Annotated in this window: 29 protein-coding genes; 18 read left to right on the top strand and 11 right to left on the bottom strand. The window is 42.0% G+C overall.

Annotated features, from left to right (window positions below; translation table 11 throughout):
• Positions 1-48 precede the first annotated feature (48 nt).
• Complete coding sequence (ftcD, locus tag LX99_RS18830) at positions 49-1,113, bottom strand: glutamate formimidoyltransferase (RefSeq protein ID WP_109609266.1); 1,065 nt, start codon at positions 1,111-1,113, stop codon at positions 49-51.
• A 235-nt stretch (positions 1,114-1,348) separates the two neighbouring features.
• Here ftcD and LX99_RS18825 point away from each other — a divergent pair, with 235 nt between their 5' ends.
• Positions 1,349-2,113 carry a hypothetical protein gene (locus tag LX99_RS18825; RefSeq protein ID WP_109609265.1) on the top strand — a complete coding sequence of 255 codons (765 nt, stop codon included), beginning with the start codon at positions 1,349-1,351 and terminating at the stop codon, positions 2,111-2,113.
• 13 nt (positions 2,114-2,126) lie between these two features.
• Here the strand turns inward: LX99_RS18825 and LX99_RS18820 are convergent, their stop codons facing one another.
• The 5 genes from LX99_RS18820 to LX99_RS18800 form a co-directional block, all read right to left on the bottom strand.
• Positions 2,127-2,576 (bottom strand): hypothetical protein, encoded by a 450-nt coding sequence (locus LX99_RS18820; protein ID WP_109609264.1) that lies wholly within the window; start codon positions 2,574-2,576, stop codon positions 2,127-2,129.
• Between the two features lie 57 nt (positions 2,577-2,633).
• Positions 2,634-3,077, bottom strand: coding sequence for a hypothetical protein (locus tag LX99_RS18815; protein WP_022832066.1), 444 nt, complete (start codon positions 3,075-3,077; stop codon positions 2,634-2,636).
• A gap of 49 nt (positions 3,078-3,126) precedes the next feature.
• A complete protein-coding gene (locus tag LX99_RS18810) occupies positions 3,127-4,095 on the bottom strand; it encodes a hypothetical protein (protein WP_109609263.1) in 969 nt (322 codons plus the stop codon).
• A 22-nt stretch (positions 4,096-4,117) separates the two neighbouring features.
• Positions 4,118-4,609: a molybdopterin-dependent oxidoreductase gene (locus tag LX99_RS18805; RefSeq protein ID WP_109609262.1), complete on the bottom strand. Its 492-nt coding sequence runs from the start codon at positions 4,607-4,609 to the stop codon at positions 4,118-4,120.
• Positions 4,610-4,683: 74 nt separating this feature from the next.
• Complete coding sequence (locus tag LX99_RS18800) at positions 4,684-5,196, bottom strand: YdeI/OmpD-associated family protein (protein ID WP_109609261.1); 513 nt, start codon at positions 5,194-5,196, stop codon at positions 4,684-4,686.
• Positions 5,197-5,376: 180 nt separating this feature from the next.
• On the opposite strand from LX99_RS18800, the gene LX99_RS18795 reads away from it, so the two are divergent.
• Positions 5,377-5,805, top strand: a complete 429-nt coding sequence (locus tag LX99_RS18795) for a nuclear transport factor 2 family protein (protein WP_109609260.1) — start codon at positions 5,377-5,379, stop codon at positions 5,803-5,805.
• A gap of 293 nt (positions 5,806-6,098) precedes the next feature.
• Here LX99_RS18795 and LX99_RS18790 read toward each other — a convergent pair whose 3' ends face one another.
• Both LX99_RS18790 and LX99_RS18785 read right to left on the bottom strand, forming a co-directional pair.
• Positions 6,099-6,758, bottom strand: coding sequence for a GDSL-type esterase/lipase family protein (locus LX99_RS18790; RefSeq protein ID WP_109609259.1), 660 nt, complete (start codon positions 6,756-6,758; stop codon positions 6,099-6,101).
• Positions 6,758-7,249 (bottom strand): cytidine deaminase, encoded by a 492-nt coding sequence (locus LX99_RS18785; RefSeq protein WP_109609258.1) that lies wholly within the window; start codon positions 7,247-7,249, stop codon positions 6,758-6,760. Before LX99_RS18785 ends, LX99_RS18790 begins: the two co-directional genes overlap by 1 nt.
• 367 nt (positions 7,250-7,616) lie before the next feature.
• On the opposite strand from LX99_RS18785, the gene LX99_RS18780 reads away from it, so the two are divergent.
• The 11 genes from LX99_RS18780 (at position 7,617) to LX99_RS18730 (ending at position 15,457) form a co-directional block, all read left to right on the top strand.
• Positions 7,617-8,399 carry a hypothetical protein gene (locus tag LX99_RS18780; protein ID WP_170122745.1) on the top strand — a complete coding sequence of 261 codons (783 nt, stop codon included), beginning with the start codon at positions 7,617-7,619 and terminating at the stop codon, positions 8,397-8,399.
• Positions 8,284-9,171 (top strand): hypothetical protein, encoded by an 888-nt coding sequence (locus LX99_RS18775; RefSeq protein WP_146203162.1) that lies wholly within the window; start codon positions 8,284-8,286, stop codon positions 9,169-9,171. Before LX99_RS18780 ends, LX99_RS18775 begins: the two co-directional genes overlap by 116 nt.
• 5 nt (positions 9,172-9,176) lie before the next feature.
• Positions 9,177-9,707, top strand: coding sequence for a hypothetical protein (locus LX99_RS25390; protein ID WP_146203161.1), 531 nt, complete (start codon positions 9,177-9,179; stop codon positions 9,705-9,707).
• Positions 9,708-9,809: 102 nt separating this feature from the next.
• Positions 9,810-10,868: a hypothetical protein gene (locus tag LX99_RS18765; protein WP_146203160.1), complete on the top strand. Its 1,059-nt coding sequence runs from the start codon at positions 9,810-9,812 to the stop codon at positions 10,866-10,868.
• A gap of 6 nt (positions 10,869-10,874) precedes the next feature.
• Positions 10,875-11,345 carry a hypothetical protein gene (locus LX99_RS18760; protein ID WP_109609253.1) on the top strand — a complete coding sequence of 157 codons (471 nt, stop codon included), beginning with the start codon at positions 10,875-10,877 and terminating at the stop codon, positions 11,343-11,345.
• Positions 11,346-11,431: 86 nt separating this feature from the next.
• On the top strand, positions 11,432-12,010 hold the full coding sequence (locus LX99_RS18755; RefSeq protein ID WP_109609252.1) for a hypothetical protein: 579 nt from the start codon (positions 11,432-11,434) through the stop codon (positions 12,008-12,010).
• A 66-nt stretch (positions 12,011-12,076) separates the two neighbouring features.
• A complete protein-coding gene (locus LX99_RS18750) occupies positions 12,077-12,589 on the top strand; it encodes a hypothetical protein (protein WP_146203159.1) in 513 nt (170 codons plus the stop codon).
• Positions 12,590-13,135: 546 nt separating this feature from the next.
• Positions 13,136-13,492: a hypothetical protein gene (locus LX99_RS18745; protein WP_109609250.1), complete on the top strand. Its 357-nt coding sequence runs from the start codon at positions 13,136-13,138 to the stop codon at positions 13,490-13,492.
• A 30-nt stretch (positions 13,493-13,522) separates the two neighbouring features.
• Entirely contained in the window at positions 13,523-14,089 is a 567-nt protein-coding gene (locus LX99_RS18740) for a hypothetical protein (protein WP_109609249.1), read from the top strand.
• A 126-nt stretch (positions 14,090-14,215) separates the two neighbouring features.
• Entirely contained in the window at positions 14,216-15,043 is an 828-nt protein-coding gene (locus LX99_RS18735; protein ID WP_109609248.1) for a hypothetical protein, read from the top strand.
• Positions 15,044-15,136: 93 nt separating this feature from the next.
• Positions 15,137-15,457, top strand: coding sequence for a hypothetical protein (locus tag LX99_RS18730; RefSeq protein ID WP_146203158.1), 321 nt, complete (start codon positions 15,137-15,139; stop codon positions 15,455-15,457).
• A 333-nt stretch (positions 15,458-15,790) separates the two neighbouring features.
• Here LX99_RS18730 and LX99_RS18720 read toward each other — a convergent pair whose 3' ends face one another.
• A complete protein-coding gene (locus tag LX99_RS18720; protein WP_109609245.1) occupies positions 15,791-16,237 on the bottom strand; it encodes a DoxX family protein in 447 nt (148 codons plus the stop codon).
• 60 nt (positions 16,238-16,297) lie between these two features.
• Between LX99_RS18720 and msrA the strand changes: the two genes are divergently transcribed.
• The 3 genes from msrA to LX99_RS18705 all read left to right on the top strand — a co-directional run bounded on the left by msrA (position 16,298) and on the right by LX99_RS18705 (position 19,347).
• Entirely contained in the window at positions 16,298-16,843 is a 546-nt protein-coding gene (msrA, locus tag LX99_RS18715) for a peptide-methionine (S)-S-oxide reductase MsrA (protein ID WP_109609244.1), read from the top strand.
• A 160-nt stretch (positions 16,844-17,003) separates the two neighbouring features.
• Positions 17,004-17,807: a 5'-nucleotidase, lipoprotein e(P4) family gene (locus LX99_RS18710; RefSeq protein ID WP_109609243.1), complete on the top strand. Its 804-nt coding sequence runs from the start codon at positions 17,004-17,006 to the stop codon at positions 17,805-17,807.
• Between the two features lie 247 nt (positions 17,808-18,054).
• Positions 18,055-19,347, top strand: coding sequence for a DASH family cryptochrome (locus LX99_RS18705; RefSeq protein ID WP_109609242.1), 1,293 nt, complete (start codon positions 18,055-18,057; stop codon positions 19,345-19,347).
• A gap of 16 nt (positions 19,348-19,363) precedes the next feature.
• On the opposite strand, the gene LX99_RS18700 is transcribed toward LX99_RS18705, so the two are convergent.
• Together LX99_RS18700 and LX99_RS18695 are read right to left on the bottom strand one after the other, a co-directional pair.
• Positions 19,364-19,822 (bottom strand): type II toxin-antitoxin system VapC family toxin, encoded by a 459-nt coding sequence (locus tag LX99_RS18700; protein ID WP_109609241.1) that lies wholly within the window; start codon positions 19,820-19,822, stop codon positions 19,364-19,366.
• Entirely contained in the window at positions 19,822-20,037 is a 216-nt protein-coding gene (locus LX99_RS18695; RefSeq protein WP_109609240.1) for a hypothetical protein, read from the bottom strand. The genes LX99_RS18700 and LX99_RS18695 overlap by 1 nt, the downstream gene beginning before the upstream one ends.
• Positions 20,038-20,237: 200 nt before the next feature.
• Here LX99_RS18695 and LX99_RS18690 point away from each other — a divergent pair, with 200 nt between their 5' ends.
• Both LX99_RS18690 and odhB read left to right on the top strand, forming a co-directional pair.
• Positions 20,238-23,057 (top strand): 2-oxoglutarate dehydrogenase E1 component, encoded by a 2,820-nt coding sequence (locus tag LX99_RS18690; RefSeq protein ID WP_109609239.1) that lies wholly within the window; start codon positions 20,238-20,240, stop codon positions 23,055-23,057.
• Between the two features lie 67 nt (positions 23,058-23,124).
• A complete protein-coding gene (odhB, locus tag LX99_RS18685) occupies positions 23,125-24,723 on the top strand; it encodes a 2-oxoglutarate dehydrogenase complex dihydrolipoyllysine-residue succinyltransferase (protein ID WP_109609238.1) in 1,599 nt (532 codons plus the stop codon).
• The last annotated feature ends 38 nt before the right edge of the window (positions 24,724-24,761 follow it).

Genomic DNA, 24,761 nt, shown 5'->3' with positions numbered 1-24,761 from the left:
AATTTATAAAAACGCTGCCGCAGTTCTCCGACCCGTGGTAAAACAGCTTCAGTTTATAAACCGATCTGCATTCAACACATATTCAATGATCCGTTCTTCCTGGTTAAAGGGGGCAAGTTCGTCTAACCCCATCGCTTTAATAGCGACAGCGATTAATTCTTTATCACCTGCATTTGCAGGGAGCAGTTGTTTTTCCGAAAAATGCTTTCCTGCCTCCAGTATGGCTTTAAGAGGGATTAGCCCTATCAGTTCGCTGCCGGTTACCCGAACGCCATATGTGGCAGCCTTCGCACATACTTCCTCAAACACCTGGTGAATAGGGGTGATGTTGATATTGGTGAGGTTCATGGATACCTGGGCGGCGCCATACTCTTCTATATACCAGCCTATGGCTTTTACCGCTTTTAATGAGCCGGGAATGGTTTTGGCCTTACCGTTTTCATCATAAACAACTTTACCTTTTACGGGGTCGCCCTCACGCAAAACCCGGCCGGATTCGCGCACTTCTGAGGCGATGGTATTGGCAAGGTCGACCGATTGGGTATTGAGGTTGATATTGTAGGCTATTAAAAAGTCACGCGCGCCTATCACCGTAGCCCCGCGCTTAACATCATTTTCTGCCGGGCCAAAATCCGGGGCCCAGCCTGGCTGTTTAATCTTGGTAAAAAAACCTTCATATTGACCGGCACGTATCACCGAAAGGTTACTCCGCCGTTTATCCGGCTGTGCTGCTTCATATAAATAAACAGGAATCTGTAGTTCTTCCCCCACCCGTTTGGCAAGGCGGATAGCATAAGCGGCTGTTTCCTCCATTGAAATACCACTTACCGGTATCAGCGGGCAAACATCCGTAGCACCCATGCGCGGATGCTCGCCTTTTTGTTTGCTCATATCAATCAGCTCTCCGGCTGTTTTAATAGCACGGAATGCTGCTTCTATCACCCCGTCAGGTTCGCCGGCAAAAGTTATTACAGTACGGTTTGTAGCCTTGCCCGGATCGACATTCAACAACCTCACATTATCTACACCCTCAACGGCGTTGGCTATTTGTTTGATGATATCAATGTTTACGCCCTCGCTAAAATTGGGCACGCATTCAATCAGTTTATTCATAAATAATTAGTATAGCTGTATACAGCGCCGGTAAACATGGAGTTGTTTCAATTACCTTGCCTGCCGCTAAAATAATTAAAACCATGGTTTTCTTTAAAACAGCCGTGATATTCTTCCTGGCAAATCTATAAGGGCTTACGTGTTTTTACTTATTCAACTCACGTGTTTTTACTTAAAGCTGTAGTCTAACTTTTCAATAGCTTAGCTACTAAGCATCAACCCTTACTCAGCATAAATGAAAGACAATAAAGAGACAAGCCCACCAGAAGAAAACAAAGAAGTAACCAAACCCGCGTTTTCAAACACCGTAACGGTATGGATAGGCATAGTGAGCTCCATAATAACTATTATACTCACAGTATACACCACTTCAAACAAAGTAAGGCTGGATAAACTGGAAAACAGCCTTAACGAAAGATCGACAGAAATAGAAGAATCGAAAGAGCGGGTGGCCCGGTATCAATGGGTTTATTCTTTATATGGCGATTTAAACAGCACCGATGTGCGTAGAAAGAACTTTGCTGTGGGACTGATTACCCTCGCCTTAAACGATAATGAATCGAAAAAACTATTCTCGGCCCTGCAGACCTCAACAGATACTGTTTTGCAAAGCGTTGGACAAAGCGGGCTTCGGGCTTTAAAAGCCTCTGCCATTAATACCGAGCTGGCATCCTTGATATCCAAAGTGGACACCTCCAACACCGCCGCCAGGATCAGCGCTGTTGGCGAACTGGAGAAAAAATACGCCTCATCCCCCGAAGCTATCACTCAAATACTGAATTTTTACAGTAACGAAAACATCTCAACCCTATCGCCTGATGGTATTATTAACGGTCTGTATTTTTTAAACCGTACCGATCCAACAGTATGGAGCCAGCAACAGGTACAACAGGGACAGGATATAATTCAGCGGATTTTAGCTTTAAAACCGGGGCCAAACACGGAAAGAGAAGTGAAAAAATTCCGGGTTATTTTACAAACGGCCGCGAAAGGGAAATAAACAATAACTAACCTTATACCAACGCTTGCGGATCAATAATCATAATCAGCGCATATATTAAAACCAATGTAGCCGCCAGGCAAATTAAACCGGCAAACAGGGCCCGCCACATGCTAAATGTTTTGCCGCCGGTGGCAATGTGTCTGTTTATTTGCTGTCCTTGTAAGCTTTGCACCAGCAATTGCGTACCCCAGGCATAAGCCAAAGGAACTATAAACTTAGGAAAGCGCTCGACATTGATGGTAAGGCCAACTACTAAACAAACCAATATTAACGCGATACCAGCAATTACCCAGGTAACAATAACCTTGTCGCGTTGGTTAAAAGCTTTATAATTTTGTGATACCAGGTAACCGGCAGCCAAGGGGCCAAACAAAAACGTAGTAACACGAATAGTATTAACGGTGTATATTTTAGGCCTTTGCGCTGCTACTTCCTCTTCGGCCTGAACATAATGTGTCATAAGGTTTAGATTAATGTGGCGACTAATATAAAGTTTCCAAATCGATTTCGATAGTTGTTAACATTGAAAGCCCATTGAGCTTAGCAACACAATAATTGATACAAATAAAACAGCTACCGTAATAGCCAATATCAACAACCCAATACCTAAGCCCTTCTCCCAGGCAAAGGCATCTCCGCCACCGGCATTATATGCTGCCATCTGTTCGCCTTGAAAAACTTTTGTTAAAAGCAATGCTATTATTGTATCAATAACCGGAATAAGGAACCACAAATTGGTGACAAAAGGGATAGCTTCAAAGGCTATGATAATACCTATTTCAATTATTACCGCCACGAGCCAGGTAACCAGCACCGCCTTGGGCCTGTTAAATGCCTTAAAGTTTTTAGAGAGCATGTAGGCGGTCGCTACCGGTCCTCCTAAAAAAGTTGCAATGCCTATGGATGTATAACTGTATATCCTGAAATTGTATTGTGTAGGTTGTTCTAATGCCTGGTTCAAAGTTGTTATGATAAGATTAAATATCTAAGATATTGTTTTTATCGCATTATCAGGGAGTAAAAACCTCAATAGTTTCATTACCGACTATTGCAAGCTGTTTGGTTTGCGGATTAAACACAATTTGGGTCAGATTTTTCGACCCAACAATACTTGATCGTTGTTTACCGCTGTTAAAATGTTCAGCTTTATCTACTATCTCCCCTGTATTAATATTAATGATTTTTGGATACTCAAACGTGTCCCAGGCCAGCTCCCCATCAATTGCGAAAAGATTCCCAAATTCAACATCAACTTTAACGGGGGTAGAGATGGTATCTGTTTCGATATTCCAAACAGCGATATGGTTCAGTGGAAAATGTTCTTCCTCATCATCAATAACTTCGTTTGACGAGCCGATAAGCACTTTTGAATCATCGATAAAACTTGCGGTACAGATCTCGGTAGATGAGTTATGACGTAACCTGGGTTTATCAAGAAGGAGTGGATTATTCAGACACTCATCAATATCAAATACGAAAACATCGTCCAAAGGGTGCCAAAACCAACCTTTGCTTATTAAGAATTTGCCAGATGGACTTACCTCTAACCTTGAATGGAAAAAATCCATGGGGTCCCGATCCGATATATTAGTAACGATTTCGCCTGTTTCTACATTCTCAAAATCAAGCCGGCAATATTTAATAGGGCAATGTACCAGATAAGTTGTATCATTAACAGTAATAAAAGCAGCAGGGTACTCGTAGGCGTCGGCATTATAATACGATCTGTTAATCTCGCGTAGCAAATCGCCGTTTTTTAATAACAAACCTTTGGTGCCGAGTTTTTGGTAAATAAAAGCATATTCTCCATTATCGGACGTTATGGCTCCATCAAAACTATAAGCATAAGAATCTCTGAAACGTTCTGCATTTGTTCCATCCATGGCATATTGCCGTCCGGCACTCGCCCAATCTATAATGGTACCATCAAACCAGGAAATAGTTGTGATATAGTTTGCCGTGATTGTTTTGTGTTCCATTTAAAAATAATTAATACCGCAATCACTTCGCAAACATCACCTTCAAAGCCGTAACCTGCTTAACACACCGTGCAGGTTTCTTCTCGTCCTGAACAATGATACGGAAAGGCCCGTCGGTTGGCGCTAATGGTTGGCCGTCAACTTTATCGGCCAAAATAATAGCCCGGTCTGTAAATGCTTTGTCCAGTTCGGCCAGGGCAAAAACAACCCGGTAACCATCGGCAGCTTCAACCAAAAGATATTTTGCCATGCTTTTTCCGTGCAGTTCGGCACCCAGCGTAACGCCTGCTTTGGTAAGGATCTCAGACAAGTACACACCCGAATAAGTATGCTCCCTGCCATCCTTTTCTTTACGGATAACGGTAGTTTGTTGGTACTGCTGCAATTCGGCAGGGCCGATACTTAATGGAGCGGAAACTTCGCCGGTTACTTTTACGGTAACGTCTTTTGCTGTTTGAGCATAACCCGCTCCGGCACTTAACAGTAACCAAAATATAACTACGTATTTTTTCATGAGTATAATATTGTAATGTTCGTAAAACTTAGGGATATTCAACAGGTAAAATCAATTACAGGCATAATCCTCACCTATGCTCTTAATTTTTTCTGTTCCCTCAACATTTGCGCGTAATCCATCCGGCGTACCATGGCGTTAACGGTACAGGCTATGCGGTTGGCCCGGGTTGCTTCGGTTTTAGCGCTATCAATCCATTTGATAAAATACCCCCGGTGACTTTCGGCCAGGCTCATAAAAAAATCATTGCCTTCAGGCTCATACTCCAGGCATTCCTGCAAATCGGCCGGGATAGTGAATTTGAAATCATCGTCGGGCCCGAGCTGTACCCTGAGCATAGCGCCGCGGCCCTTACGCAGGCTTTTGCAGATTTCTCGTTTAATCGATAAAATAAAATTGCCCTCGCCCATAGGCATCAGGGCCATGCCGCGCACTTCCAGTTCGTCAAGTTTGCCTTTTACACGGAAAGATTTTTTATTTCCGGGCTTCATTTGCTGCGCAACATCGGCCGGGATCTCGATATAGGTCCAGCCGGTTTTCTCTCCCTGTTCAGCAAATTGCAATATAATGGTGGTAAAATCAACCATATGTGTTATTTAACCGCATATTACCGTGATGATCACTAAAAAATGTGCGAAAATGTTAAATGTTTGTTAAATCACTCAAATAAGCAATTAATGCTGTAACGGAACGCCGGTTGGGTGTGTCTTATGAGTATAAAAACAATTTGAAAATTAGCACATAAAAACCTTAAAAACAACAACAATATGAAAACTTTAAAATCACTTATGCTTGGCTTAGCTTTATTAGTAGCAGGTGCAACCGCCAATGCAGCAACTAAAATAGATGGAGAAAACCTTACCAAAAATTTCGCGATCAATACTTATATCGATGCCATGACCCGCGGCAAATTGAGCGGCTTCAGCGAGGTGGTTGACCCATCGGCTAAATTCAGCATGCTGCGTGGCACCAAGGTTTTAAGCTTTGATAAAATGCAGGTAGTTGATCAGCTAAAAGCTACAAAAAACACCGAGCAGGATTGCGTTACCAGCACCTCGGTTGTTGAAAGCAATAACGACCTTGCTGTAGTAAAAGTTGATATGAAATACAGCACTTTTACCCGCAGCAACTATGTAACCATTACCAATACCGGCAGCGGCTGGAAAATCACAAACGTGTACAGCGTTTTTAAATAAGCAAGTTTTAGTTTAGTGTTTAATATGTAAGTAGGTAAAGGCCCCGTTGGTTAAGGGGCCTTTTTTATGAGATTAATTTTAAACAGATTGCTCATTGAAGGCCGCTAAAACCCAATCGCTTGTTAAAACGGGGCTCCTTGGCGTACTTTGCTATTACACGCTACTCCTACGGAGTATTAAAATTAGACGGGATTTGACAAAGTTTGCCCAGCTACTCCGGAGGGGTGCCGTGTTTATAGTTTCATTCAACAAAATCTTTTTGGGCTCCTGCGGAGCCTCGTATCTGCAACTTTTTATTTCACCAGCGGATCAAGCACTCTCTGCCATTGATCATAGCCCTTACTATTTAAATGCAGGTAATCATTATTAAACAAACCCGAATCGGGTTGAATTGTACCGGGTTTATAAATAGCCGGAACCAGGTCAACGTAATGACTATGCGGCTTATCTTTCAAATACGTTTTCACCAGATCATTAGCCGCATAAACCACCTCATAATACCTGGCGCGCACCGGACTCGGTTTTATCGACATAAAATAAACCTCGGCCTTTGGCAACTTCCCGTGTATCATTTCCCAAAGTTTGGTAAACGAGGTTAAAACGTCCTGTGCCGATTTCCCGGCTGCGATATCATTCTCGCCCGCATAAATAAAAATTTTGCGGGGCTGATAAGGGAACAGGATATACGGCGTATAGTAGTCGGCTATCTGCCAAAGCTCACAGCCGCCAACACCGCGCCTGATGATGGGCTTACCGGCATAACGCTGTTCCAGGTCGGTCCATTTGCGGATGGATGAACTACCGATAAACAGGATGCCGTTTTTGGGCGGAAAACTGATACTGTCCTGGTGCTTAAATGCCCGGATCTCGTCAGCAAACGGGAAGCCCTGCTGGGCAAACACACCGGCGCTGATGAACAGACCGATGAACATTAAAAAAAGTTTGTTTTTCATTACTGGGTAGCTATGCGTTCTTCAAAAAATAAAAACGGCAATTGGTTTTCAATACCTTTAATAATCCAAACCGGACCGCTTTCGGCATGCAATATAATTTTTATGGATTGATTTTGCTTCTTTTCGCATTCGGCCAGTACCTGCAGGCATGAGCCGCAGGAGGTAATGGGCTTGATGATCGGGAACTCATCCGAGTGAGCAGTTACCGCCATAGCCTCGATAGGATCATCAGGATGGTTAGCCCCCCAATTAAATAAAGCCACACGCTCGGCACATAACCCGGAAGGGTAGGCTACGTTTTCCTGGTTGCTGCCATAAATGATTTTGCCGCTTTGCAGGCGTAAAGCTGCGCCTACACGGAATTTTGAATAGGGAGAATGGGAGTTTTTAAGCGCTTTCTGCGCTTCGAGGCACAGGTCGCGGTCGGTTTTATGGAGATCAGCCAAAGATTCATATTCGTCGAAGGCTATTTTAATTTCATGGTTTATCATATATTATCCACCGATGTTAAAAAATCGGGGGATACAAGATAAGAAAAAAATCTGACAATAAGGAAATTTGAAATCTTTTTGCCATTGCTGTGTTGTTACCAACAATAGTAAAGAAGGCGGCTTTTAGCACACGGATAATGAAATTTTAATCACACCTGAATAAAAAACTCCCATTGATTTTTCGCGATTAAAATGTTAATGAAAAATATTTAATTTTAATACGCTTTAATATTTCTATTTATTTAATATTGTAGTGTCTAAACCATCTGCAATGAAAAAAACTATAAACCTAACCCGAAAGCGATCACTGATTTTTCTTTTAACTTTTATTATTTTAACTGCTGTAGTTTATAGCTGTAAAAAAGATGTGAAAAACACCAATCAGCAGGATATTAATACCCCTTTGGTAGCTGAGGCGAAAAACTGGTATGAAAGCGCCTATCCAACCGGTAACAGTAAGCTAAGCACCATGGCTACTACTACCGATGGCCCGGATTATATCCAGATGTTTAAACCCGACTGGAAGCATACCGCCACCTATGCCCGCTTTAACGATGATGTTATTGAACTGCCTTTAGATGAAGCTACTTCGACAAAATTGGGCATCGGCTTAAAAAGCGACGAGGCAACCGACCCTGTTTATGATCAGGCTTACAGCCACAGCTCATTCCTGATGCTGAAACGCAATGGCAAATACCGAAGCTTTATCATGACGATAATTGCCGACCCGGCTTACCTTAAAAACGACCTGAGCAAGTTAAATGGTAATAAGTACAATAAACGTGACAGCGATTTTACCGGTGTTGTTTTGTATGCTACGCCCAAAGGCAAATTTATTAATGGCTGGTGTTACAAAAACGGCAAGATAACCGAGCATATCGCGCCGGGTAAAATTACCGATACCACAACTACCACAGGAAAGCGAAATACCACGCAAGGGATTAAAACAAACACATACTCTGTAACTACATGTAAAACATGGTTACAGATATCTTATGTGGTTGGCAGCTCGTTACCACCTACCGTAACCGAACTTGAAACCAAGTGTACTACCGTCAATTTCGATACCGGTGGTGGCAGCGGTAGCGGCAGTGGGTCGTCATCAGGCAATGGTGGTGCCGGGGGCGGAAGCGGCACCACCATTGCCTGATGCCACTTCATTACCGCCCTGCGACCAGGCAACGCCATCAATGGAATCAACCAGGATTGTGCTTAACGGCAATACATCAGGAGGGCACACCCCTACCGATCCCTATAACCCGACAAACCCTACCGGGCCCACCAATCCCAACGATCCTAATCCGGGTTTCCCACCACCCGATGATCCCGGGCCGACTGTTAGCCCGTGTTATGTGGTTAATACAATTACGAATAATGTGCAAAACCCTTGTCTGAAAAACATGGTAGATTCAACAATGGTTTCCGGAATAAGTAATCAAATAAACAGTTTGATTAAAGATGTATTTGGCGGAACAGAAAAATTAAACTTAACATTCGTGGATAACGTAACTTTAGCGTCGGGTGTAGAGGGGCATACTGAGATGAACGGAGGGTTTGATGATTTTGGTAACCTGAATATTCAAATCCAGTTAAACAAGGATGAATTGCCGGGGTATTCACAACAATACATTGCAACAGTTATAATGCATGAAGCTTTACACGCATATCTCGAAGCCAAGGGTGTTGATCCTAAAAACCAACATGAAAACATTATAATTGACTACGTTAACAAAATGAGTGCTTCCTTGAAAATCATGTTCCCCGGATTAACGCTATCCGATGCAAAAAATCTTTCTTTAGGAGGTTTAGATCAAACAACTACTTTTTTGTATACAGTAGCAAGGGATATGAAATTGAGTGGCGACTTCGCCGCCACTCAATCAGCATATTCAATAGGTTCATTAGGTAAAAGATGTAAATAGTTATTATGAAAAAGTTATTTGTAGGTATATTATTTTTAGTCGGGTGCTCTTTAAGTTTCAATTGCGCAAAAGCACAAGACAAAATATTAGGAGAAGGAAAATACAGACATACACTATCAGACAGTCTGCTAAGTGAGTTTTCAAGTACTGTATACGATAGTTTTTATAATCCATCCTACATGGCAACAACAACCTCCACATTTGCAATGCTTAAAATCGATATTGACATAGCCGGTAAAGTAAAAGGAATAACGTTTTCCGACAGTGCAGATTCAACTTTCGTTCAGGCCTTCAAAAATAGAAAAAAGAGACATGATGACAAGGCAACGCTTGAAAAATATGCCAAACTAAAAATGTACAAAGACGTGTCACTTTTAATTCCGGTAAGTTTCGAACCTAAGCTCCCTAACTCAGATAAACATTATACAAATAGCTACTTCGAGTCATATCTCAGGTTTAATCATGAAGATTTCACGGGAAAAGCAATAATTCTTACCCCCATTTTTATTCCGGTACTGGCAAAAGGGGAAAGATAGTAATGTAAAAAGAGTGGAGATACCGTTTTCTTAACAACTTCCTTGCCACCAAGCATAAAATAGAACAAAGATTTACTGGGGCAAAAACTACAAACAATTTTTGTGTTATTTACCGTCAATTTCGATACCGGAGGTGGCAGCGGTAGCGGCAGTGGGTCGTCATCAGGCAATGGCGGTGCCGGGGGCGGAAGCGGCACTTCAACTTCGCCCGATGCCACTTCATTACCGCCCTGCGACCAGGCAACGCCATCAATGGAATCAACCAGGATTGTGCTTAACGGCAATACATCAGGAGGGCACACCCCTACCGATCCCTATAACCCGACAAACCCTACCGGGCCCACCAATCCCAACGATCCTAATCCGGGTTTCCCACCACCCGACGATCCCGGGCCGACTGTTAGCCCGTGTTATGTGGTTAATACGATGCCATTGACTATTAAAACAGATAGTTTATCTAAACACTTTCCCTGCGCAACGAAACTTATTATTGAGAAATTGGCAGCAATCGGAGTATACGCTAACTTGGTAACTCCATTTTTAACAACTCAAAGACCTGACATTATTTGGCAAGACGGTTCTTTACCTTGGGCGGCTTCAATACCTAATAGTACGGAAAAGTCCTATAAGCTTGGCGAAACTCAACCTCTATCATCAGGAATCGGTCAGAGTGCTGTTGTTACATTAAACAGACAAATGTTATTGCATAGTTCGAAACTATTAATTGCCGCTGCTATAATCCATGAAACTATGCATGCTTATATAAATTATGGACTTTCAACAGCCCAAGACGACGCCTCACAAGGATATGTTAATTTCAGTAAAGATAATTGGCTATTACCGATAGATCAGTGGTGTACCATAGATGGCTTACCTTCTAATTACAGTAATCATTTAGTAATGTTAACGTCCTACTTCGATCAGGCAGTAACAGCTTTAAAAACCTGGGATAACGCAAGCCATACTGATGAACAATATGCAATGGCTATATTATATGGACTTAACACTTCAGATCCAACAGCTCCTGCTACTCAAATTTCTAATTTACAACAAGCTTTTGATGCTATTAAAAAAAAGTATTCGCTTACAGAAACACAGCTAAATACATTCTATCTTAACTCACTAAACTCCAATGATAAACTTTCAGGTAATTGTAATTAAGAACAAATGAAATATCTTTTAATTATATTTTTGTGTTTAAACATTTTAGGCGCATACGCCCAAAAACGTATCAATAACATTGATAGTATATACTACCTTGTAGACACTGCAAATACTCCATTAAAAGATAGGATGTGGGATATTGGCATAGAATCGCAATATAAATATTTAACTATTAAATGCCCATGTCTTAAATTTAACATTGAACCTACTTTTATCTACAAACTAAAAGATCCGGGGCAAAAAATTAACGACGGCTATTTTTCAAAACTCAAAATTGTTAGTCTTGCAAAGCTTATTGAGCTTACAAAAAAAACCACTGATTTGACAGCACAAACCTTGTATATCTTCTATATTATAGAAAAAGATGCCAACGGAGGATATATTTATCACAAAACAAGGTTAATACAACCTCGTAAAAAGGAAGTTAGTATTGAATATGAGAATATACCATCTGAGGCAAATCATAAACAGTAAACCCTACCGGGCCCACCAATCCCAACGATCCTAATCCGGGCTTCCCGCCACCCGATGATCCCGGGCCGACTGTTAGCCCTTGTTATGTGGTAACTGACATAACTAATAAATTAAACGGATGTAACGGAGATGTTGTTAATAAGCTTATCAGTAAAGACTTAACAGGTAAGATAAGAGATATCATCCAGGATATCTTCAACTCATCTGATAATATTAATTTAAACTTTGTTGAAAGCTCGGATACTAAGGGGGTCGCTGCAAGTTCGAACATAATTCAAAATGGCAGCGTTGTAAATATAGAAGTTAGAATAAATACAAGTATATTGCCATGGGGCGCATCGCAAGATTATAAGGGATCTATAATCCTTCATGAAATTTTACATGGTTACTTTAATTACAAGGGAATTGATTTTAAAAACCAACTAAAACAGCACAGCGATATTGCTCATAATTACATAAATGATATCGCTTCTATTCTTCAGCAAGCATTTAAAACAGACGCTGAAAATGCTAAGGCTCTCGCGTTTGGAGGCCTAAAAGACTTTGCGATAGCATACCCCGGAGAATATGATCAATTACTTCAGGATAATGGCCTTACAGAATCTAAAAGAAATAGCGATGCAGAATTTCAACGGGCCGGATTAAACGGAATGCCATGTAAGTAATAATGATAAACGAATTATGAAAAAAAAATCTTATTAATCTTAGTGTTATTAACATCATTGGTACCCGTGACAATAGCGCAACATAATACAAAAGATAGCGTAATTCGAAGCTTTAACGATCTTAAATGGAGTTTGAGGAATTATTATAACCCCATTGATGATTCTGTTAAAAATAATTGCTGGCAAGGTTGTGTGTTTATCCGCTTTAAAATTAGCAGAAATCAGAAACTTGTTAATATTGCTTTTACCAAGCATACGCCAGTTTTTGTAGCTGAAGCAATAAATCGGGGAATTGCGAGAATAAACCAGCGAGGTTTGGATATTAAAAAGGTGCGAGGTGAAACGGAAAAAGTTTACCTGTTACCTTTTATTATTTACAATGACGATGGTTGTGGATTTATGACGGGATGGGAGGACAATAATTATAAACCGGACGAAAAAATAACAATGCGGCAAATGACCTACCATCAATCCACAAATTCTATTAGAAACATTCTCAACTTTACAGATGAAGAAGAACTGAATTTGATCAATTGCGTTTTGCTTGCCCCTGTAGAAACACCAATTGTAATGTACTAAACATTTTCATGAGGGGCAGGACATTAATATACTCAGACAATTTGTCACCAAATTGCTCTCAAGAGTATATTGCCCGGTTAATGCACTACATGCCTACTTAACCACTACTAACAATTTTGATTCGTGGCAACACTCAATTATTGCAACTACATTTGTTACGCAGATGTCAGTCGATTTACAGCAAATGTTTCCAACATTGAATAAGCAGACGCAACGAATCTCTCTTGGAGTGGTTTAGAAAACACCGACTCGTTTAAACAAACTGTAGGAAATGATATTACAACACAAGGAAATTACGTTGCTGCATTGTTAGCTTATACAACCGGAAGTAAAGGCACCAAATGTAAATAAAATGTTATGAAAAAATATTTAAACTTTCTGATCGTTTTCTTTTTTTTCTTTTGCATAAGCAATTCAAACGCTCAAATAAAATTCAATACAGACATTAAATCCATCCGGAACGAAAAATTTAAACGAAGTCCGGCAGATAGTCTATATTTTGAAATCAATAATTTCATATACCGAGCCTTTTATAACCCTCTTTATATGAGCAATAAAAATCCAACGTTTGCAGTTTTAAGAGTTGACATAACCTGGAATGGCCAGGTTACAGATATGAGATTTTCGGATAGTGCCGATTCTGTTTTTATCAAAGCATGGAACGAAAAACTCAAAACGCATGATATTAAAGCTACTTTCAGGAGATATGCTATAGCAAAATCATATGAATATGTTTCTTTATTAATCCCTGTAAGTTATGAGCCGATGCAACCAGAATCTGATAAGCATTATACAAACAACTATTTTGAGTCGTATATGAAATTTAATAAAAGGGATTTCGAAGGGAAAGCAATTATTTTAGCACCCATTTTTATACCGGTACTGGCAAATGGAGAGATGTAATTTGATGTCTGAATACAAACGGTAGCGGCGGTGGAAGCGGATGCCGACCATGTCCAGTTTGACCGCAACCTCGAAAACATCAGCACCACCCGTAACAAGGAAGCAGGTACCCGTTTCGCGGTTGAAGCCGATACTTCATTGCAGGATTTTTACAGCAAGTGGGACCGCTTTGCAGCTACCCCTGTAACTACCCAAAGCTACCAGGCTATGTACAACGCCTTGAACCCTGCCGAAAAGAAACTGTACGATAGCAAAAACTACTTTTACGAGGTAAGCTTCACCAACAAAGGCGGCCTGGTAACCCCGCTGCTTATTGAGTGGACTTACGCCGACGGCACCAAAGAACCAGAGAAAATTTCTGCCTACATCTGGCGTAAAAATGAGAATAAAATAACCAAGGTATTCGCGAAAACCAAAGAGGTGAAAGGCATCAAACTGGACCCATACCGCGAAACCGCCGATATTGACGAAAGCAACAACAGCTGGCCAAGAGAGTACGCCCCATCAAGGTTTGAGTTGTTTAAACAGCAGACCCTGCCAAGAGGCGCGACATCCGGCGCTAATCCGATGCAGGAAGCAAGGAAAGGTGGACAGTAAAGTTTTATAAAAGTAAACAGCCTCCAGATCGAAGATCGGGAGGCTGTTTACTTTATTGGGTTCTTTTTTAATGAAATTTAAATCAGTAAGATTTAGTTATCTTAGTTAATAAATCTTATTTACTTAATGGCTGGCGTAACTCCTCTTATTGTAACAGCGTTTGAAAAATATAAAAACGTAATTTTTAATGTTAATGTAGATTTAAATTTTTGGACAAGTTTTATAGACAAGAACATTGACAGCTATCAATATACAAATGGTATTCCCAACGATATATACGATGCAATATTCGGGGTTTACGATTGGGATGTTTCATCTGGCACAGGATATTTAAAATCCAATATTCTGGGACGGACTATTCTTAAAAGTGATTTAAAACGCGAGAGACAAGATTTCTTTTCATGGGTACGCAATTTGGCTGTTTTGAAAAGTTATAACGCATTGGAACTTTTTCTACACCAAGCAATTTGGATCGCTTATTTTCCGAGCGAAAAAAATCCCATCATTAGTAAAAAAGCGGCAGATAACTTACAGAACAAAATTAAAGAGTTTCTTGTATTAGCTGGTTTACCAACTGATACTAAAAACAATCGCCATATCATGGTTTTGTTAAGATGTAAAGCGTTAGGATATTCGATATTCTTGGACAGCCCTATGAATGTAGATCTAATTACGACCTGGGCTAATTTTTTTGAGATGTTTTCTGTTTTAAGAAATGTTATAGCTCACCAAGGTACTGTAATCAATAACGATACTTTAAACGAAATACAGTCAAAATCTAAAGATATTTTCAAAAGACATTTTGATGTAGTTAGTGATCAGTTTAAAGAAAAAAACCTTAAACCTAAGGAAGCTGATTTTGATAATTTTATTAACATCGTTAATACATTTGCTTTGAATTCTGTTAAAATAGCATTGGGCGAATGCGATTTTAAATTCCTAAACATGTATTGAGTTTTGTGATAAGAAATAAATGAATTCTCAGATTGAAACGGTTATAGGTTTAGTTGATCATAATATTCTATCAAATGTTCCGTTATATCGAAAATGAAAGCAATCTCTTTTTTCATACTCGTATGCATGCTGCTCATTTCCACCATACCTGGAAAAGCCGAGCAAACTATGAACATGAAAAATTGCTGCCATAAAATGGCCAATATGCCGCAAAAGCATCATGGTACTTCAAAAGGTTGCGATGGTGGTATGTGCGTAACCATGCTATCGTGCAATAATTGCTGCTTTTTAAAAACCGAGCCAGTTAAGGTAGAAGCGCAGGCTATCACTGTTGATAGCAAAACAACCCTGCCGTATTTAATAGGTAACTTATCAGGTTACGCCAACACCTGCTGGAATCCTCCGAAAGTTTAAATGAAAAGAACATCTGCCAATCCTCAATAGCGTATCTTTTTATTTAAACATTCAATTTAAAAAATCATGAAAAAATTTCTTTTCATCACTACTGTGATGCTGTTTACTTTGGTTAATATCTCATTTGCTAATACACCTTGCTGCAATAGCAAAATGAACCATTGCACTAAATGTGCAAAATCATGCACCAAGCCAACCTGTTTGGATAATTGCAGTAAAACCTGCAAAGCCGCGGGCGATTGCAATAAAACTTGTAGCAAGTAATTTATAGGAAAGGCCGGGATCAACACCGGCCTTTCTGTATTTATATCCTACTGCTCATTAAGCAAAAATTTATACTGCCGGTGTTGGCTCAAACAAGCTTGCGTAGTTCTTCCGGTAGGCAAACAACAAAAACACCTGTAACACAATCACCGCCAAACCAATTGGCAAACCGGCCGGTGCCAAAATGGCATGGAACAGAAATATATTAAGCGAAATAGGCAGTAAAATCAGCGTAAATAACGCGGTGTAACGGTTAATGAGTAAAAACAGACCGGCAACTATTTCAATTATCTTCATATATTGAAAAAAGTAGCCCGAGCCAAACAAGCCGCCGCTAAATGCCTGTGCTTTATCGCTGATAGGTGGTTGGGCCATGTGCAAAAACTGGAAAAAGAAATTTAAACCAAACACCACGAACACCAGGCCCGGCAAAACGCGGGCGATAGCACTGCTATTTTCATAATTAAGGAGTTTAAATATAAGGTTATACACTAAGTTTAGTAATTTAAATGACATAATCAAATCCCCTCATGTATAACCTGCTAATGGGGCATTACTTTTGATAAAACAGGAGATATGAACATTCAGAAAATAACTTTTGGCAACGGTTGCTTTTGGTGCACCGAAGCCGTTTTCCAGGCACTTAATGGTGTAACATCAGTAACGTCGGGTTATATGGGCGGTAAGGTTTTAAACCCAACATATGAGCAGGTTTGTACAGGCGCCACCGGCCATGCCGAGGTGATCAGCCTGGAATATGATGCCGATAAATTATCGTTTGATGAATTGTTGCTGGTTTTCTTTAAAACGCACGATCCAACCACGCTTAACCGCCAAGGTAATGATGTGGGCACACAATACCGCTCGGCTATATTTTATTATAACGATGAGCAAAAACAGGCTTCGGAGGCCATGATTAAAAGGTTAACCGACGAACACGTTTTTAACAGCCCGATAGTAACCGAAATAACCCCAGCCAGTACATTCTATCCGGCCGAAGATTATCATCAAAACTATTTTAACGATAACTACAACAAGCCGTATTGCGCCTTTGTTATCCAGCCAAAACTCAATAAATTTGCCAAGGAGTTTAAGGATAAAATTAAACCGGAGTTGTTGTAAAAAGCTTCATCTCTTAAATAACCAAATTATTTGTCATCCTGAGCTACAGCGAAGGATCTTCTTCGATAAGCCGGGCGGCTATACAGGGCGAAGAAGATGCTTCGTTCCTCAGCATGACATAGTTTGTTATTTATTATCTGCCTTTTCTCCATCAATCACTATGAAAAAAAGCTACAGCTATCTTTTATCAGGCCTGTTATTATTCAGCGCCTGTTCGTCCGCAAAAAAAACAGTTTCAAATACAAGCATCACTAATGATGGCAAGGTTTGGGCATCGTTATGGCAGCAGCGCGCCGCCGAATACAAGGCATTGTGCTTCCAGGCCTACAATATAGCTAAACTCAGGGTTGACGAAGGGATAAAGAAAACGGGCGATAAACCCTGGGCCATAGTAACCGATATTGACGAAACGGTTTTAGATAACAGTCCGTACGATGCGCACCGTGCCCTGCGCAACCTGGATTACAGCGACGCCACCTGGAAGCAGTGGACAGATAAAGCCATTGCCGATACCGTACCAGGTGCACCCGCTTTTTTAAAATACGCGGCATCAAAGGGCGTAACCATTTTTTATATTACCAATCGTAATGAAAACGAGCGCACATCAACTTTAAAAAACCTGCAGCTGTATAACTTACCCAATGCTGATGACGCCCATTTACAGTTAAAAACTACTGTATCAAGTAAGGAAGCGCGCCGCATCAATGTTTTGAAAACGCATAACATCCTGTTGCTTTGCGGTGATAACCTGCCCGATTTTGATTTACTGTATGACAATCACCCGTCGGAAGAGAGTCGTATCGCCACTACTCAAAAGCTAATGAAGGACTTTGGAGACCGTTATATTGTTTTGCCGAACCCCTCGTACGGCGATTTTGAAGGCGCGCTTTTTCAGTTCAATTATAAACTCACACAGGCTCAGAAAGATTCTGTAATCAAGGCAAACATCAAAGCCGATCAATAACCAATAAGATGTTTTTTAGTCTCCCTTTGCGGGGAGATTCACAGGGGGCTTTCATAACTTTTTACCCCGCTTTGCGTATAATCGACACCATGAACCGGTTTTATCGGGCGGCTAAAGCTTTCGGGTTAGCCCCTAAGCGCTTATAAAATGTTGCGCCGGTGTCATAATGTTGCGCTATAATGCGCATAAAAGGTAAATAAATTGCATTTTTGCATACTACATTATTCAGTTAACCCCCTGTTTAACTATGAGTGATAAAACTATTCTGGTTTGGTTTAGGAATGACTTGCGTATTCGTGATAACGAGATTTTGTTAGAAGCTGTACGCAAGGCCGATAAAGTACTGCCGGTTTATTGTTTTGATCCTTATTATTTTCAAACAACCGCTACAGGGGGGCATAAAACAGGAAGTTTCAGGGCGAGGTTTTTATTGGAGGCGGTAGCCGACCTGCGAAAAAACCTGCAGGCTTTCGGTGCTGAACTGTTGATCAGGATCGGTAATCCCGCCGGAATTATTCCCCTGCTTGCCGAAGAATACCATGTAAGCGAAGTTTACCATCACCGTGAGGTGGCTTACGAAGAAACCAGGATCTCTGAGCAGGTAGAGGCCGCCCTTTGGAAAATGAAGCTTAACCTTAAGCACTTCATCGGGCACACCATGTACCATAAGGAAGATCTTCCTTTTCCGATAAAAGATATCCCCGACAGTTTCGCGGTATTCAAGAAAAAGGTGGAGCGCGAGAGCAGTGTGCGCCCTGTTGTACCAACGCCCGATCATATTACTGTTCCTGAAATAGCCGACGCGGGAGAACTGCCAACATTACATCAATTAGGCTTAACCGAGCCTGTTGACGATCCGCGCGCTACCGAAAACTTCCAGGGTGGGGAAACCGCGGCTTTGGTTCAGTTGCATAAAAGTCTTGCAGGTATTGATAGCCCTGCCAAACAGAAGGGTAAAAATGGCAACGATGCATCAACCAAACTTTCGCCGTGGATGTCTATCGGCTGTATATCGCCAAGGCAGGTTTACTGGGAAACTCAAAAGTATGGCAATAACGGCAACCTGTTAAAACTCGAGCTGCTTTGGCGCGATTACTTCAGGTTTATGTTTAAAAAACACGGCCAGAAATTTATCAGCGCCAAAAACCAGGCTGCCGAATTAGCTGCCGACCAGAACGCGCTTTTTGAAAAATGGAAACTCGGCGAAACCGGTGTACCATTAATAGATGCCGCCATGCACGAGCTTAATGCTACCGGATATATCAGCAATCAAAACCGGCAGATAGTGGCCAATTATTTGGTAAACACCCTTAAAGCCGATTGGACAAAGGGTGCCGCCTATTTTGAAGAAAAGCTGATTGATTACTCGCCGGCCAGTAATTGGGGCAACTGGGCTTTTATTGCCGGTGTTAATGATGCCAAGGAAAGTAAGTACGCTATTGCCACCAAATTGCCTAAAGAACTGGAAGCCAAAACCGATTTTGTGCTCACCTGGCAGCCGTCATCAATTGATGAGGCCGGGGATTTGGTGGAAGCGTAATAAGCAACTTGTTTTATTAGAAATCAAGTAATGTGGCCGTCTTAATCTCTTTTACGGCGCTTAATCTGTGATCGTTGGTAAGGAAATAGTCTGATCCATGTATTAGTGCTGTCGCTATCTGTAAAGCATCCGGTGTCCTCAGATGATATTGCGACTTTAATTGGGCAGCTCGCTCTGCTATTTTGTTCGAGATTTCGAAAATCTGAATCCCATCTGCATTTAAAAGGATGTTTTTGTATTGCGAAACCAATTTTGGTTTCTTCTCCTTTATAGGTTTAACTAATACTTCTAAAAGAGTGATCGACGAGGTGATAAAAATAAATTCATCATTGTCGTTTGCGGAGAAGCATTCGCGTAATTTATCTTGATAAGTTGAATGTCCTTCAATAAAATAAATTAAAGGAGCTGTGTCGAGAAAAACTCGCTTACGATAAAAGTTCGTTATAAAATTTGGTCTTTCTGTTAATGTTGCCATTACCACTGGCGCTCGTGGTCAACATAATCATCTATATCTATTTTACTCCAAACGGATGCACCTAAGCCTGATATAGATGACAATTTTACCTTACTTTTCTTTTGTTCCGGTTTGCGAATCATCAATGCGAGCTTTTCAAAAAGACTTTGCTGAGCCTCCCTATCAAGCTGTTCTACCTGTAGTAAAATATCATTAATATTTAAATCCGTGTTCATATTAACAAATATAACGAAAATCTAATTTACTCGTTTAATAAGCCATTTACATTTAATCATCCTTTCATCAATCAAAAAACGAGCTCCTTTGTTACTTACGGGTAAAATCAGCCTAACACTGGTTAAATTTCTTTGCAATTAATTATGAAGTATATAACGGTATATGTTTACTTTTGTGCCGTTTTAAAGATCAGTTTAACATGGATCGTCTCAATTATATCAATAGCGGTAACGCTGCCTACATATCTTCCCTATACGAACAGTACAAACAGGAGCCGGAATCAGTAGATTACGGATGGCAAAAATTTTTTGAAGGCTTTGATTTTGGTAAAGATACCGAAGCTTCAGCCGCCATGCAGCCGGGTGTAGTTGGCGAAGCCACTCCCGAGCATTTCCTGAAAGAAATAAGCGTTTTAAATATGATTGACGGCTACCGTTCGCGCGGGCATTTGTTTTCAAAAACAAACCCGGTACGTGAGCGCCGTCATTATTACCCGGGAAAAGATCTTGAAACTTTCGGTTTAACTGATGCTGATCTGGATACCGTTTTTAACGCGGGCGTTGAGGTTGGCTTGGGTGCCGCTACATTGCGCGATATCCGCCAGTTGCTGGAAGATACCTATTGCCGCTCAATTGGCGCGGAATACAAATACATCCGTAACCCTATAAAAATTAAATGGTTTGAAGAGCGGATGGAAAGCCGCCGCAATACGCCATCGTTCACCCTTGATGAGAAAAAGGAAATGCTCAGCAAACTGAACGAGGCGGTAACCTTCGAGAACTTTTTGGGAACCAAATTTTTGGGTCAGAAACGCTTCTCGTTAGAGGGTGCCGAGGCACTGATCCCGTCTATGGATTCTGTTATTAAAAACGGTGCCGACCTGGGTATCGAAGAGTTCATCATCGGTATGGCGCACCGTGGCCGTTTGAACGTGCTGACCAACATTATGGAGAAAACTTATAAAGAAGTATTCTCCGAGTTTGAGGGTAAAAACTACGATTCTGAATCACCGTTTGGCGGCGACGTGAAATACCATTTAGGTTTCTCAACCGATGTGCAAACCAAAAGCGGTAAAAAGGTTCACCTGAGCCTTTGCCCTAATCCATCGCACCTGGAGGCTGTTGACCCGGTTGTAGAGGGGATTACCCGTTCAAAAATCGACTTTAAATATGGCGGCGACCATTCAAAAATCGCCCCGATCCTGATCCATGGCGATGCTTCAATTGCAGGCCAGGGCATTGTGTACGAAGTTTTACAGATGGAAAAACTGGATGGCTACCGCACCGGCGGTACTATTCACCTGGTTATTAACAACCAGATTGGTTTTACCACCAACTATAAAGACGCCCGTTCAAGTACCTATTGTACCGATGTGGCTAAAACTGTGCTATCGCCGGTATTCCACGTAAATGGCGACGATGTTGAAGCTTTGGCTTACGTGGTTAACCTGGCTATGGAGTACAGGCAGGTGTTTAACGAGGATGTGTTTATCGATATCCTCTGCTACCGCCGTTACGGGCATAATGAGGCGGATGAGCCTAAATTTACCCAGCCATTGTTGTACAAGGCTATTGAGGCGCACCCTAACCCGCTTAAAATTTACAACCAGAAGCTGATTGACGAAGGCAGTATTGACGCGGAATTTTTGAAAGGTATGGAGAAAGCCTTCCGCGATGAGTTGCAGCAAAAGTTGGATGAAGTAAAATCGGAAGAGCGTTTTACCGATACCATCGCCATGTTTGAAGGCGCCTGGAGCGGTTTGCATTTAGCAAGCCATAAAGAACTGGTAAAGCCGATTGATACATCCGTTCCGGAAGAGCAATTACTGGAAATAGGAAACAAGATCACCACGTTGCCGCCAAATAAAAGCTTTTTCAAAAAGATCGAAAAGCTTTTTGAAGACCGCAGCGCCATGGTAAACAATACCAAAGTGTTTGACTGGGCCATGGGCGAATTGCTGGCTTACGGTACCCTGCTAAAAGAAGGTTACCCGGTAAGGTTAAGCGGCGAGGACGTTAAACGCGGTACCTTCTCACACCGTCATGCGGTATTAACCTTAGTAGATTCGGAAGATGAATTTACGCCGCTGGCCGATATCAACGCAGAAGCTAAACTGAGCATTTATAATTCGTTATTATCTGAATACGGCGTATTAGGTTTTGAATATGGCTATGCCCTTGCCAATCCTAACGCTTTAACCATCTGGGAAGCGCAATTCGGCGATTTCTTTAACGGTGCACAAATCATCGTTGACCAATACATTGCCAGCGCCGAAACTAAATGGCAGCGTGGTAATGGTTTGGTAATGTTGCTGCCACATGGTTACGAAGGCCAGGGCCCCGAACACTCATCGGCCCGTGTAGAGCGTTTCCTTGAGCTTTGTGCCGATGATAATATCCAGGTGGCTAACTGCACTACGCCTGCAAACTTTTTCCATATTTTAAGGAGACAGATGCACCGCGATTTCAGGAAGCCGCTCATCATCTTTACACCGAAAAGTTTACTGCGCAGCCCTAAATGCGTATCTCCGATTGAGGATTTCACCAACGGCAAATTCCACGAGCTGATTGATGATACCTATGCTGATCCTAAAAAGGTGAAACGCGTACTGTTTTGTACCGGTAAGGTTTATTACGATTTGCTGGAGAAACAACAGGCCGATAAACGCAAAGATGTTGCCATAGTACGTATTGAGCAATTGTACCCAACCCCGATAACGCAGATATTAAAGGTTAAGGCCAAATACGAAAAAGCTACCGAATTTATCTGGGTGCAGGAAGAGCCGGAAAACATGGGTGCATGGCCATACATTTGCCGCAAGTTCCATAACGATCACCTGATTAACCTGAGCGTGGTATCGAGGATTGAAGGTGCAAGTACTGCTACCGGTTTTGCCAAGCAGCACGCGGCGCAGCAGGCTTACATTGTATCAAAAGCGTTTGAAGCGCCTGCAGGCAAAGTAGTTAAAGAAGCTATTAAAAAAACAACAAAGAAAATGGCTGATGCCGGTGCTGATTGATCATATTATCATTAGTCTCCGCAATTGAAACATCCATTTACAAAAAAAAAATCTACAAAACGATCATATGAGTTTAGCGATTAAGGTGCCTACCGTAGGCGAATCAATTACTGAAGTAACCCTTGCAAGCTGGAAAAAGAAAGATGGCGACCGCGTTGAAATGGACGAGGTGATTGCCGAACTGGAATCAGATAAGGCTACTTTTGAGCTTACTGCCGAAAAAGCCGGTACTTTAAAAATTGTTGCCGCCGAAGGTGATGTTTTAGCCATCGGGGCTGTTGTTGCCAGCATTGAAGATGGCGGCGCTGAAGCTGCTGCCCCTGCCCAGGCAAAAGAAGAAGCAGCGCCCGCCGCCCAGCCGCAACCTGAAGTTGTTGCTAACGCGCCTGCTCCGGCACCGGTAGCTGCTGCCCCTGCTTCGGGTTCAGAATCATTGGAGATCAAGGTACCAACCGTAGGGGAATCAATTACCGAGGTAACTTTATCGCGCTGGATTAAAAAAGACGGCGAAGCGGTTGCAATGGACGAAGCTATAGCCGAACTGGAATCAGACAAAGCTACTTTTGAGCTTACTGCCGAAAAAGCAGGTACTTTAAAAACCTTAGCCAAAGAAGGTGATGTATTGCCTATAGGTGCCGTTGTTTGCACCATTGAAGGTGCCGGTGCTGCTCCTGCTGTTACACCGGTTAGCCAGGCCGTTGTAAACGCTACCGACGAATCGCCGCGAGGTGGTGCCGCTGCCGAAAGCGCTAAAACTTATGCATCAGGCACTCCGTCGCCTGCTGCTGCCAAAATATTAGCTGAGAAAGGCGTTGCCGCCGGTTCGGTAGCTGGTACCGGTGTTGATGGCCGTATTACCAAAGGTGATGCCCTGAACGCGCAAGCCGCCCCTGCTAAACCAGCTGCCGCTCCTGCCGCCGCCGCTGCAATTACGACTGCTCCTGCCACTGCTGCGGCATCCGGCGAGAGAAGCGAGAAACGTGAAAAAATGACTTCGTTGCGTAAAACTGTTGCCAAACGTTTGGTATCGGTTAAAAATGAAACGGCTATGCTTACCACCTTTAACGAGGTTGATATGCAGCCTATCATGGAGTTGCGCGCTAAGTACAAAGATAAATTTAAAGAGAAACACAATGTTGGCTTAGGTTTCATGTCGTTCTTTACCAAAGCGGTTACCGAGGCTTTGAAAGATTGGCCTGCTGTTGGCGCACGTATTGAAGGCGATGAGATTGTATACAGCAACTTCGCCGATATTTCTATCGCCGTGTCTGCTCCTAAAGGCCTGGTGGTTCCGGTAATCCGCAATGCAGATAGCATGAGCCTTGCCGAAATTGAAAAAGCCATCGTAGTATTGGCTGGCAAAGCCCGCGAAAACAAACTGACCATCCCTGAAATGACAGGCGGTACCTTTACCATCACTAACGGTGGTGTTTTTGGTTCGATGCTTTCAACCCCTATCATCAACGCGCCGCAATCGGCCATCCTGGGTATGCACAACATTATTGAGCGCCCGGTAGCTGTTAACGGACAGGTGGTAATCCGCCCGATGATGTACCTCGCTTTATCTTACGATCACCGTATCATCGACGGTCGTGAGTCGGTAAGCTTCCTGGTAAGGGTTAAACAACTGTTGGAAGATCCTGCAAGGTTACTATTGGGCGTTTAATCCCGCTTTACTTTAGATATTGAAAAGCCCGGAGTTTT

The organism is Mucilaginibacter oryzae (assembly GCF_003148845.1).
Taxonomy (GTDB): domain Bacteria; phylum Bacteroidota; class Bacteroidia; order Sphingobacteriales; family Sphingobacteriaceae; genus Mucilaginibacter; species Mucilaginibacter oryzae.
Note: the sequence above shows the minus strand (reverse complement) of the source record. Positions and strands in the feature narration are given on the sequence as shown.

What these genes read in the sequence shown, in the direction of transcription:
- odhB (WP_109609238.1), top strand. Translation starts at nt 23,125, where the DNA reads ATGAGTTTAGCGATTAAGGTGCCTACCGTAGGCGAATCAATTACTGAA.
- LX99_RS18825 (WP_109609265.1), top strand. Translation starts at nt 1,349, where the DNA reads ATGAAAGACAATAAAGAGACAAGCCCACCAGAAGAAAACAAAGAAGTA.
- LX99_RS18705 (WP_109609242.1), top strand. Translation starts at nt 18,055, where the DNA reads ATGAGTGATAAAACTATTCTGGTTTGGTTTAGGAATGACTTGCGTATT.
- LX99_RS18710 (WP_109609243.1), top strand. Translation starts at nt 17,004, where the DNA reads ATGAAAAAAAGCTACAGCTATCTTTTATCAGGCCTGTTATTATTCAGC.
- LX99_RS18790 (WP_109609259.1), bottom strand. Translation starts at nt 6,758, where the DNA reads ATGAAAAACAAACTTTTTTTAATGTTCATCGGTCTGTTCATCAGCGCC.
- LX99_RS18800 (WP_109609261.1), bottom strand. Translation starts at nt 5,196, where the DNA reads ATGGTTGATTTTACCACCATTATATTGCAATTTGCTGAACAGGGAGAG.
- LX99_RS18760 (WP_109609253.1), top strand. Translation starts at nt 10,875, where the DNA reads ATGAAATATCTTTTAATTATATTTTTGTGTTTAAACATTTTAGGCGCA.
- msrA (WP_109609244.1), top strand. Translation starts at nt 16,298, where the DNA reads ATGAACATTCAGAAAATAACTTTTGGCAACGGTTGCTTTTGGTGCACC.
- LX99_RS18805 (WP_109609262.1), bottom strand. Translation starts at nt 4,609, where the DNA reads ATGAAAAAATACGTAGTTATATTTTGGTTACTGTTAAGTGCCGGAGCG.
- LX99_RS18735 (WP_109609248.1), top strand. Translation starts at nt 14,216, where the DNA reads ATGGCTGGCGTAACTCCTCTTATTGTAACAGCGTTTGAAAAATATAAA.
- LX99_RS18720 (WP_109609245.1), bottom strand. Translation starts at nt 16,237, where the DNA reads ATGTCATTTAAATTACTAAACTTAGTGTATAACCTTATATTTAAACTC.
- LX99_RS18690 (WP_109609239.1), top strand. Translation starts at nt 20,238, where the DNA reads ATGGATCGTCTCAATTATATCAATAGCGGTAACGCTGCCTACATATCT.
- LX99_RS18810 (WP_109609263.1), bottom strand. Translation starts at nt 4,095, where the DNA reads ATGGAACACAAAACAATCACGGCAAACTATATCACAACTATTTCCTGG.
- LX99_RS18745 (WP_109609250.1), top strand. Translation starts at nt 13,136, where the DNA reads ATGAGCAATAAAAATCCAACGTTTGCAGTTTTAAGAGTTGACATAACC.
- LX99_RS18820 (WP_109609264.1), bottom strand. Translation starts at nt 2,576, where the DNA reads ATGACACATTATGTTCAGGCCGAAGAGGAAGTAGCAGCGCAAAGGCCT.
- ftcD (WP_109609266.1), bottom strand. Translation starts at nt 1,113, where the DNA reads ATGAATAAACTGATTGAATGCGTGCCCAATTTTAGCGAGGGCGTAAAC.
- LX99_RS18700 (WP_109609241.1), bottom strand. Translation starts at nt 19,822, where the DNA reads ATGGCAACATTAACAGAAAGACCAAATTTTATAACGAACTTTTATCGT.
- LX99_RS18730 (WP_146203158.1), top strand. Translation starts at nt 15,137, where the DNA reads ATGAAAGCAATCTCTTTTTTCATACTCGTATGCATGCTGCTCATTTCC.
- LX99_RS18695 (WP_109609240.1), bottom strand. Translation starts at nt 20,037, where the DNA reads ATGAACACGGATTTAAATATTAATGATATTTTACTACAGGTAGAACAG.
- LX99_RS25390 (WP_146203161.1), top strand. Translation starts at nt 9,177, where the DNA reads ATGAAAAAGTTATTTGTAGGTATATTATTTTTAGTCGGGTGCTCTTTA.
- LX99_RS18795 (WP_109609260.1), top strand. Translation starts at nt 5,377, where the DNA reads ATGAAAACTTTAAAATCACTTATGCTTGGCTTAGCTTTATTAGTAGCA.
- LX99_RS18785 (WP_109609258.1), bottom strand. Translation starts at nt 7,249, where the DNA reads ATGATAAACCATGAAATTAAAATAGCCTTCGACGAATATGAATCTTTG.